The organism is Streptomyces sp. NPDC002817, from assembly GCF_053592055.1.
Genome location: NZ_JBSFUY010000006.1, coordinates 419,160 through 427,864, shown reverse-complemented (window position 1 = coordinate 427,864; position 8,705 = coordinate 419,160). Strand labels below are relative to the sequence as shown.

The window sequence follows — 8,705 nt, the reverse complement described above, 5'->3', positions numbered from 1 at the left end:
TCCGTGCCGTGCAGGTCGTCGTCCTCGACGTGGACCGCCTTGTCGGCACCCATGGACAGCGCCTTGCGCAGCGCGTCCTTGGCGTCCTCCGGACCCACGGTGAGGACGGTGACCTCGACGTCGTCGTCCGAGTTCTCCGAGATCTGCAGCGCCTGCTCGACCGCGTACTCGTCCAGCTCGGAGAGCAGACCGTCCACGTCGTCACGGTCGACGGTCAGGTCATCGGCGAAGTGCCGGTCGCCAGTGGCGTCGGGCACGTACTTCACGGTGACAACGATCCTCAAGCTCACGCCGGCTCTCCTACTGCTGCGTCGACATTTCTCTGCTGCCTACTTGCAGGCAGCATAGGCGCCCCAAGCGGCCGATCCCGATCGGGGCGACCCGCGCTCCGATCGAAATATTACTCGTCAGTACACCCAGTTCGTTCCCGCTAAGCAAGCGCTTTGAACTGTGACCTTCGCAACGCAGCGTAATCGGAACTCGACCGCTTCGCAGAAGAGGGCGTCAGTCGCGCAGACCGCCGAACCGACCCTGGTGGTAGACGAGCGGACGGCCGGCACCGGTCGGATCGCCGAGGAGCACCTCGGCCAGGACGATGCGATGGTCCCCGGCGGGAACGCGCGTGACGACCCGGCACACCAGCCAGGCCAGGACGTCGTCGAGGACGGGAACGCCCTCGGGGCCCTCCCGCCAGGCCGTCGGTGCGCCGAAGCGGTCGGCGCCGCTGCGGGCGAACGTGGCGGCCAGCTCCTGCTGGTGCTCACCGAGTATGTGCACGCCGACATGGTCGGCCTCGGATATCGCCGGCCAGCTGGAGGCGCCGACACCGATCCCGAAGGAGAGCAGCGGGGGCTCGACGGAGACCGAGGTGAGGGAGGTGGCGGTGAAGCCGACCGGACCGCCCTCACCACCGGCGGTGATCACGGCGACCCCCGCCGCATGCCGCCGGAAGACGGAGCGCAGGAGGTCGGCGGAAGCGAGCTGAGGGGTACGGAGTTCCGGCGAGGCCGTCATCGAGTGATCCTTCGGCAAGGAGGGGCGAGAGGGTCCGTGGGCGCTCAACAACCCGGACAGCGCGCGCTCGCCGTGCGGGCGAGGTCGACGTGGACCCGCCCGAAGAGAAGGAGTTCCGAAGGCATACGGTCAGGCTGACGATAGGTGGCGCGCACAGTCAAGTACGTCCCGGCATATGGGAGATGCCTCACCGTCCGCGTGAGCCCTGTCAAACCGCCTCCCCCAGGGCCGCGATGACATCCGCCTTGCGCGGCTGCCCGCTGGCCCGCCGCACGACACGACCGTCGGCGTCCAGCACGAGCACGGTCGGCGTCTTGAGGATGTCGAGTTCGCGCACGAGATCCAGACGGGCCTCGGCGTCGATCTCGATGTGGGCGACTCCGGGCACCATCTCGACCACCTCGCCCAGGATCCGCTTGGTGGCACGGCAGGGCGCGCAGAAGGCACTGGAGAACTGGACGAGCGTCGCGCGCTCCCCCAACTCCCCGCCCAGTTCGGCCGCGCCGAGCCGCTTGCCGTCGTCACGCCCGCGCACGCGTACTCTCCCGCTCCGCCGCTTGTGCAGCACTCCATAGGCGCTCGCGGCGACGAGCACCACCACACACACCACAACTCCGGCCATCACCCAGCTCCAGCGTTCACAAGACTGCAAAGATTCCCGGCGCCACTGACCGTTCCCCATGCGGAATGCTTGATTCATGGACATCGACGTGAGGGGACCGCGCTTCGGGGCGGCCGTGACGACCCTAGTACTGGCGGTCGTGCTGATCACCGGCAACGTGTGGCTCCTGGCCTGGCAGACCCTGGCGTTCGCACTGGGCGCGGCCGGCGGAGTGGCTCGTTCGCCGTACGGCTGGCTGTTCCGCAAGGCCGTTCGGCCCCGGCTCGGCCCGCCGACCGAGTTCGAGGCGCCGGAGCCGCCGCGGTTCGCTCAGGCGGTCGGGCTCGCGTTCGCCGCCGTGGGGCTCGTCGGTTACGCGCTCGGACCCACGTGGCTGGGGCTCGCCGCGACCGGTGCGGCGCTCGCGGCCGCCTTTCTCAATTCCGCGTTCGGGTACTGCCTGGGCTGCGAGATGTACCTGCTCGTACGGCGGGTGACGGTGCGCGCGCAGTAAAGGCGGCGTAAAAGCACGAGGTGGATCAAGCAGCCGACGTGACAAGGATCTCGCCGTTCACGGGCACGAAGACTGGCCCCCGGTCCGTTCTTGGGGCACGATCTGCGAGATGCCGTAAACCTACGGCGCCGTAACTTTCCCGCCGGGAGCCGTCTTTCCCAGCAGAGAAGGAAGGGTCCACCCCGTCCATGGCAGAGCTTGTCTATCGACCCGCTGTCGGCCTCGCGCTCACGTTGTTCAAGGCGTGGGACCTCAAGATCGACTGCCAGGGGTCGGAGAACATCCCGCGCTCGGGCGGCGCCGTGCTGGTGAGCAACCACATCAGCTACCTGGACTTCATCTTCGACGGCCTGGCGGCGCTCCCGCAGAAACGACTCGTTCGCTTCATGGCGAAGGAGTCCGTCTTCCGGCACAAGATCTCCGGACCGTTGATGCGCGGGATGAAACACATCCCCGTGGACCGCAAGCAGGGTGAGACCGCGTACCAGCACGCGCTGGATTCGCTGCGCTCCGGCGAGATCGTCGGGGTCTTCCCGGAGGCCACGATCTCGCAGTCGTTCACCCTGAAGTCCTTCAAGTCGGGCGCCGCGCGCATGGCCCAGGAGGCGGGCGTCCCGCTGATCCCGATGGCGGTGTGGGGCACGCAGCGGCTGTGGACCAAGGGCCACCCCAAGAACTTCAAGCGCAGCCACATCCCGATCACGATCCGGGTGGGCGAGGCGATCGAGGCGTCCAAGGACAAGTACGCGGGCGCGATCACCCGTCAGCTGCGCGAGCGTGTCCAGGAGATGCTGGAGGCCGCGCAGCGCGCCTATCCGGTGCGGCCGAAGGACGCGAACGACACGTGGTGGATGCCGGCGCATCTCGGTGGGACCGCGCCGACGCCCGAGGAAGTCAAGGCGGCGGAAGCCCGCTGAGACCTCGCCGGGCTCGGTCGCCTTACGGCTGCGGGCCGGTGACGGCTGGTCGCGCCCGGGGCGGAGCCTGACATCGACACAGCCCCGCCCCCCTTTGGGGTGCGGGGCTGTGTCGATAGAGTCCGTGACGTAACCGGAAGCCAGGTGTCCGGGGTTCGCTACGGGGGCTGTACATGCGGCGTTGGGTCAAGGTGTCGGTCACGGCTGCGGTCGTGCTGGGGATCGGCGGCTGGGTCGGCACCCCGTACGTCAACGACTGGTGGCTGCTGCGCACGGCCTGCGACGGGGCGCTGCCCGTGGACGCGGTGCGTGAACTCGGGCGCAGCGGCTCGCACTTCAAGGACGCGACGTCCGCCTCCCACGAGGAGCTGGGCGACTACGGCTGCTCCCTCGACTTCGAGGGCGACGAACTGCGCAGCGACCGCTTGCTCTTGATGGAGGCGTACACCCGACGGGACGACCTGGACCGGGAGTTGATGACGGTCTTCCCGGAGACGGGGTTCGACACCGTGGCACCGATGCCGGACGGAATGCCCGGCTTCATCGACAAGTTCGGCGATCTGCAGCTCCTGGTGCCCTGTCCGGCCCTCGAGAAGGACGACGAGGGCCGGCAGCCCAAGCTGCTGGTGCGCACCCGGCTCGGCCGGGACACCCTGTGGGGCACGCCCGCCGCCTACGAGACGGCCGTGACCCTCACCAACTCCGCGTCCGAGCGGCTCGGTTGCGGCGCCGAGCCGTTGAAGGCACCGGGAGGCGAAGCCGCGCCGGTGGATCCGGACAAGGATCCGAAGACGGTGTCCCTCGACGGCTCCGCGGACAGCGCCTGCGGCTGGGCCCTCAAGTCAGGGGTGCTCGAAGCGTCCCAGTGGCAGGTCGCGACGCTCATGAACGACGCGGGTCCCGTGGGACGTTGCGACCTGTACGCGCGGGACGCCGACTCCGGCGAGACGGAGACGCGACTGCGGTTCGCCGCCTGGTACGGCGACTGGAGCCGCCGTCTGATCGGCGAGGAGGGCCGCCTGCCCGCCGCCCGTACGGCGACGGCCCGCTGCGACGGCGAGTCGGCCAACTTCGCGCTCAGTGACGACAAGGACATCCCCGGCGTGGGCGAGGCCGAGAAGCGGAAGCTGCTCGCGGCCTTCGCTCGCGAGCAGGTGCGGCAGCGGGGTTGCACGGACCTGAGGCTCGGCGGCTGAGTCCGCTCAGAACGTCAACCAGAGCGCCCTGACGTATCGGTCGTCGATCAACTGCCGCAGGTCGGCCGCGCGTTCCCGCGGCACGTTGCGCGCCTTCACCCAGGCGTCCAGCACGGTGAACAGCTGGTGCCGCCCGTCCATCAGGTCCCCGGCGACCGGTCCGGAGATCTGTCGCTCGGCGATGTCCCCCACCGGCGGCCGGCTGCTCAACTGCCGCGTGGCCGCCCGGTAGGCGCCGCGCGTGTGCTGTCGTACGGCTTTGTCGAAGGCCGCGAGGTCGGGGATGGTGCCCTCCCTGGCGTAGCGCGCCCGGAGGTTCATCAGTGTGCCGACGCGGTCGGCGAGGTGTTCCAGGTCGATGTCGACCCAGGTGTCGGTGCGCCGGGCCGTCCCGTCCTTGTCCGGCTCCGGGTGGTAGTCGGGGTCCGCGCCCGCCCGGGTGAGGCGTTCGAGGTAGTGGGCGAGGTACGCGCGCTGGGCGTCGTAGAGGATCGCGAACGCCTCGGGGTCCTTGGCCAGTTCGGCCATCAGGGCTTCCGGGTTCGCGCCCACGGACGAGTAGGGCTGGGTGTGCTCGAAGTCGGCGTGAGCCTCACCGGGGGCGAGGAAGCGGCCGTACGGCGTCCAGCCGGTGTCGTCCGGTGCGGCCGACGTGGCGTCGGCGGCCGGGGTGTAGGACTCGTCGTCGGGGCTCAGATAGCGGTTGGCGTCCACGACGTACTCGGCGAGCAGGCGGGCCAGGCCGGGTGCCATCCCGGCGGGCACGTCCTTGTCGTCGAAGGCGGCCACGACCGCGTAGGCGCCGCGGGCCTGGGCGAGGGTGTGGCGCTTGCCTTCGGCCGGGGCACGGGTGGCCGCGTCGATGACCTGGCCGAGCACCTTGCCGCCGTCCCCGCACGGGTTCTCGTGCACCAGGAGGTCGCGCACGGCGCCGAACAGGGTCAGTTCGTCGCCCGGGTCGAGCGCGCGGGTGGCGGCCGCCGGGTCCTTCGCGAGCGCGCGGGTCGACGCGGGGATCTCCTGGCACGGGGGGTCGTCCCCGGAGTCCGCGAGGACGACCGGTACGGCCGTGGCCGTCGCCAGCACGGCCAGCGCCACGGCCGAGGTGAGCAGCCAGTGCTTCCTCAGCCGGGCGAGAGGCCCCGCCGGCTGTTCCGCGTCCACGCTCGTGCTGTCGTCCACTGCTCCCCCATCACGCATGCCGGGAGATTAGCGACTGCGACGCTTCAGCCGCGCACCGGGTCGGCGTCATGCACCTCGATACGCGCCCCGGGGCTGAACTTCTCCAGCAGCTCGGCGAGTTCGGCGGCCGCCGCTTCCACCTCGGGGACCGGCATCGGCGCGAGGCTCTCCAGCAGGAAGATGCCGGAGACGGTCTCCTCGGTGAGCCGGGTGCGCGGTCCCTGGCGCCAGTTCCAGCGCCGGCAGGTCACGCCCCGCTCGTCGCGCCAGACCACCTCGCCGGCGTCGGGGTGTTCGACGACCTCCGCACCGCCGGCGACGGTCACGAAGTCCTCGTCCCCGGTCGCCCGCACCAGGCGCATCCCGCCCTCGATGCGGTCGATGTCCTCGCCGCCGACCGGGATCAGGTGGGCGACGCTGATGGCGTTGTAGAGGTCGACGAGCAGGTTGATCCGGGGCAGCCCGCCGTCCGCCGACGCCCGCTTGGCCAGCGACTCCGCCGAGTTGCGGGTACGCGACGGCTTCGAGCCGAACGCCGTGTAGGCCTCGCGCCAGGCGGCCAGGTGCGGGTCCTCGTGCGGGGCCCGCCCGTCCAGGCGCACGGCGAGACGGCGGGCGGCGTCGTCGAGCAGCGCCGAACTCGCGTCGGTGCTCGGTCCGTTGACGAGGCCGTGCGCCTCGACGGCGACGTGTGTGAAGCCGGGGGCGAGCGCGCGCACCTCGTCGGACACGGTCAGGGAGAAGGTCATCGACTGCCTCAGAGTGCGGAAGGGAGCGTCTTCCACAGGGAGGGCCGGTCGGGGGCGGCCTGCAGGACACTCAACACGGTGGGATGCGGTTCAGCGTACAGCACCGGATAGTCCACCTCATTGGACTGCGGGTCCGGAATCCACGCCAGCCGCTCACCTTCGAGGGAGAACCGGGCGTCCACCCCCGGTTTGTTGCCGCGCGGGTCCTGCCGGTGCCAGGCCCCGTTGAACCGCAGGGCCACCAGGCCGTGCACGACATGCCCGGCCCCGCCGTCGTCCGCCAGCCGCTGGTAGCAGAGCGCGGTCGGGATGTCTTCGGCCCGCAGCAGCGCGGCCAGCGCATGGGCCTTGGCATAGCAGATGCCGGTGCCCTGTTCGAGCACATCGGAGGCCCTCCAGGTGACACGCATGTCGCCGGAGTCCTGCGAGTGGGGGATGGTGTCGCGCACGAACTCGAAAGCCAGCTGTGCATAGGCATACGAGTCCGCGGCTTCCGTGGCGAGGTGCGCGGCCGTCTCGCGCACCCGTGGATGGTCATGGTCGATGACCTCGTCGGCGGCCAAGTATGCGGACAGGTCAGGGGTGTTCTGGATCAGCTCCATGACCGCAGAGCATAGGAATGCGATCACCCGAGAGTCAATGCTTTTTCGGGTGACCGCATATCTATGCATAGATCGAGAGGCCGCTAGTGCGCCATCTCCTCCTTCAGCGCCGCGACGAACGCGTCCACGTCCTCCTCGGTCGTGTCGAAGGCGCACATCCAGCGCACCACGCCCGCCGTCTCGTCCCAGAAGTAGAACCGGAACCGCTTCTGCAGGCGCACGCTCACCTCGTGCGGGAGCTTGGCGAACACGCCGTTGGCCTGCACCGGGTAGAGGATCTCCACGCCGTGCACGGCACGGACCCCCTCCGCGAGCCGCTGGGCCATCTCGTTGGAGTGGCGGGCGTTGCGCAGCCACAGGTCCTTGGCGAGCAGCGCCTCCAGCTGGACCGACACGAAGCGCATCTTGGAGGCGAGCTGCATGGACAGCTTGCGCAGATGCTTCATGTGGCTGACGGCGTCCTGATTGATGACCACGACGGCCTCGCCGAACAGCGCGCCGTTCTTGGTCCCGCCGAAGGAGAGGATGTCGACGCCGACCGCATTGGTGAACGTCCGCATCGGGACGTCCAGGGAGGCGGCCGCGTTGGCTATGCGGGAGCCGTCCAGGTGCACCTTCATGCCGTGTGCGTGAGCGTGGTCGCAGATCGCGCGGATCTCGTCCGGCGTGTAGAGGGTGCCCAGCTCCGTGCTCTGGGTGATCGATACGACCTGCGGCATCGCGCGGTGCTCGTCGTCCCAGCCGTACGCCTGCCGGTCGATCAGCTCGGGCGTGAGCTTGCCGTCCGGTGTGGGCACCGTGAGCAGCTTGAGGCCGCCCATACGCTCGGGGGCGCCGCCCTCGTCCACGTTGATGTGCGCGCTCTCCGCGCAGATCACCGCGCCCCAGCGGTCGGTGACCGCCTGGAGGGCGACGACGTTGGCGCCGGTGCCGTTGAAGACGGGGAACGCCTCGGCCGTGGCGCCGAAGTGACTGCGGATGATCGTCCGGAGGTTCTCGGTGTAGTCGTCCTCGCCGTAGGCGACCTGGTGCCCGCCGTTGGCCAGGGCCAGGGCGGCGAGCACCTCCGGATGGGCGCCGGCGTAGTTGTCACTGGCGAAGCCCCGGCTGTCCGGGTCGTGGTGCCGGCGGGCGTCGGTCTTCGGAGGGTTCACGGCTTCTCGGTGAGCCACAGACGGTTTCCGTTCACTTCCCCGGCGGACTTCTCCCAGACGTCGGCAATGGCCCCCGCGAGGTCCTTGACGTCCGTGAAGCCCGCGAACTTCGCGTTGGGACGCTCGGCGCGCATCGCGTCGTGCACCAACGCCTTCACCACCAGGATGGTGGCGGCCGAGGTGAGCGCCTCACCGCCCCCCGCCTTGCGGAAGAAGTCGGCCATGGCGAGCGTCCAGGCCTCGGCGGCCGCCTTGGCGGCGGCGTAGGCGGCGTTGCCCGCGGAGGGCTTGGTCGCGCCCGCGGCGCTGATCAGGACGTAGCGGCCGCGGTCGCTGCGCTGGAGCGCCTCGGAGAAGGCGAGTGAGGTGTGCTGCACGGTGCGGATGAGCAGCAGCTCCAGGAAGTCCCAGTCGTCCAGGCTCGTCTTGATGAAGGTCTCGCTGCCGCGCCAGCCACCGACAAGGTGGACCACGCCGTCGACGCCGCCGAAGTCCTTCTCGATACGTGTGGCCCAGTCACGGGTGGACTCCAGGTCCAGCAGGTCGACCGGCTCACCGGTGACCGTGGCGCCACCGGCGCTGTAGCGGGCCGCGTCCACGGCCTCCGCGAGGCGCTCCGGGTCGTTGTCGGCGCCGACGACCGTCGCACCGGCCTCGGCGAGGCGCAGCAGTGTCGCGCGGCCCGCGGGACCACCCGCGCCGGCCACCGCGATCACCGCACCGCTGAGAGCTCCGTTCCCCGCCATGTTCTTCGCCTCCTGAGCTTGCTGTGCAGT

General features: G+C 70.0%; 11 protein-coding genes. 3 read left to right on the top strand and 8 right to left on the bottom strand.

The window, feature by feature from the left end; genetic code table 11:
- The 3 genes from ACWD3I_RS15420 to ACWD3I_RS15410 form a co-directional block, all read right to left on the bottom strand.
- Positions 1–290 (bottom strand): electron transfer flavoprotein subunit beta/FixA family protein (locus ACWD3I_RS15420; protein ID WP_451084103.1); only part of this gene is annotated, 290 nt, incomplete at its 3' end.
- 214 nt (positions 291–504) lie between these two features.
- Positions 505–1,014 carry a flavin reductase family protein gene (locus ACWD3I_RS15415; protein ID WP_365408330.1) on the bottom strand — a complete coding sequence of 170 codons (510 nt, stop codon included), beginning with the start codon at positions 1,012–1,014 and terminating at the stop codon, positions 505–507.
- Between the two features lie 208 nt (positions 1,015–1,222).
- Entirely contained in the window at positions 1,223–1,636 is a 414-nt protein-coding gene (locus ACWD3I_RS15410; RefSeq protein WP_365408327.1) for a TlpA family protein disulfide reductase, read from the bottom strand.
- Positions 1,637–1,712: 76 nt separating this feature from the next.
- On the opposite strand from ACWD3I_RS15410, the gene ACWD3I_RS15405 reads away from it, so the two are divergent.
- The 3 genes from ACWD3I_RS15405 (at position 1,713) to ACWD3I_RS15395 (ending at position 4,242) form a co-directional block, all read left to right on the top strand.
- The gene (locus ACWD3I_RS15405) at positions 1,713–2,129 is read left to right on the top strand and encodes a DUF4395 domain-containing protein (protein WP_365408324.1); all 417 of its coding nucleotides are present in this window, start codon (positions 1,713–1,715) and stop codon (positions 2,127–2,129) included.
- A 188-nt stretch (positions 2,130–2,317) separates the two neighbouring features.
- Positions 2,318–3,046 (top strand): lysophospholipid acyltransferase family protein, encoded by a 729-nt coding sequence (locus ACWD3I_RS15400; RefSeq protein ID WP_365408321.1) that lies wholly within the window; start codon positions 2,318–2,320, stop codon positions 3,044–3,046.
- Between the two features lie 173 nt (positions 3,047–3,219).
- The gene (locus tag ACWD3I_RS15395) at positions 3,220–4,242 is read left to right on the top strand and encodes a hypothetical protein (RefSeq protein WP_365408319.1); all 1,023 of its coding nucleotides are present in this window, start codon (positions 3,220–3,222) and stop codon (positions 4,240–4,242) included.
- A 6-nt stretch (positions 4,243–4,248) separates the two neighbouring features.
- Here ACWD3I_RS15395 and ACWD3I_RS15390 read toward each other — a convergent pair whose 3' ends face one another.
- The 5 genes from ACWD3I_RS15390 to ACWD3I_RS15370 all read right to left on the bottom strand — a co-directional run bounded on the left by ACWD3I_RS15390 (position 4,249) and on the right by ACWD3I_RS15370 (position 8,675).
- On the bottom strand, positions 4,249–5,442 hold the full coding sequence (locus tag ACWD3I_RS15390; protein ID WP_365408317.1) for a hypothetical protein: 1,194 nt from the start codon (positions 5,440–5,442) through the stop codon (positions 4,249–4,251).
- A gap of 26 nt (positions 5,443–5,468) precedes the next feature.
- Positions 5,469–6,173 (bottom strand): B3/B4 domain-containing protein, encoded by a 705-nt coding sequence (locus ACWD3I_RS15385; RefSeq protein ID WP_365408314.1) that lies wholly within the window; start codon positions 6,171–6,173, stop codon positions 5,469–5,471.
- Positions 6,174–6,181: 8 nt separating this feature from the next.
- On the bottom strand, positions 6,182–6,775 hold the full coding sequence (locus tag ACWD3I_RS15380) for a transglutaminase domain-containing protein (RefSeq protein WP_365408311.1): 594 nt from the start codon (positions 6,773–6,775) through the stop codon (positions 6,182–6,184).
- An 83-nt stretch (positions 6,776–6,858) separates the two neighbouring features.
- Positions 6,859–7,929 (bottom strand): threonine aldolase family protein, encoded by a 1,071-nt coding sequence (locus ACWD3I_RS15375; protein WP_365408308.1) that lies wholly within the window; start codon positions 7,927–7,929, stop codon positions 6,859–6,861.
- Positions 7,926–8,675, bottom strand: coding sequence for an SDR family oxidoreductase (locus ACWD3I_RS15370; protein WP_365408305.1), 750 nt, complete (start codon positions 8,673–8,675; stop codon positions 7,926–7,928). Before ACWD3I_RS15370 ends, ACWD3I_RS15375 begins: the two co-directional genes overlap by 4 nt.
- Between the last annotated feature and the right edge of the window lie 30 nt (positions 8,676–8,705).

Excerpts from the sequence above, each read along its gene's own strand:
- ACWD3I_RS15410 (WP_365408327.1), bottom strand. The coding sequence starts at position 1,636 with ATGGCCGGAGTTGTGGTGTGTGTGGTGGTGCTCGTCGCCGCGAGCGCC.
- ACWD3I_RS15380 (WP_365408311.1), bottom strand. The coding sequence starts at position 6,775 with ATGGAGCTGATCCAGAACACCCCTGACCTGTCCGCATACTTGGCCGCC.
- ACWD3I_RS15370 (WP_365408305.1), bottom strand. The coding sequence starts at position 8,675 with ATGGCGGGGAACGGAGCTCTCAGCGGTGCGGTGATCGCGGTGGCCGGC.
- ACWD3I_RS15400 (WP_365408321.1), top strand. The coding sequence starts at position 2,318 with ATGGCAGAGCTTGTCTATCGACCCGCTGTCGGCCTCGCGCTCACGTTG.
- ACWD3I_RS15390 (WP_365408317.1), bottom strand. The coding sequence starts at position 5,442 with ATGCGTGATGGGGGAGCAGTGGACGACAGCACGAGCGTGGACGCGGAA.
- ACWD3I_RS15395 (WP_365408319.1), top strand. The coding sequence starts at position 3,220 with ATGCGGCGTTGGGTCAAGGTGTCGGTCACGGCTGCGGTCGTGCTGGGG.
- ACWD3I_RS15385 (WP_365408314.1), bottom strand. The coding sequence starts at position 6,173 with ATGACCTTCTCCCTGACCGTGTCCGACGAGGTGCGCGCGCTCGCCCCC.
- ACWD3I_RS15415 (WP_365408330.1), bottom strand. The coding sequence starts at position 1,014 with ATGACGGCCTCGCCGGAACTCCGTACCCCTCAGCTCGCTTCCGCCGAC.
- ACWD3I_RS15405 (WP_365408324.1), top strand. The coding sequence starts at position 1,713 with ATGGACATCGACGTGAGGGGACCGCGCTTCGGGGCGGCCGTGACGACC.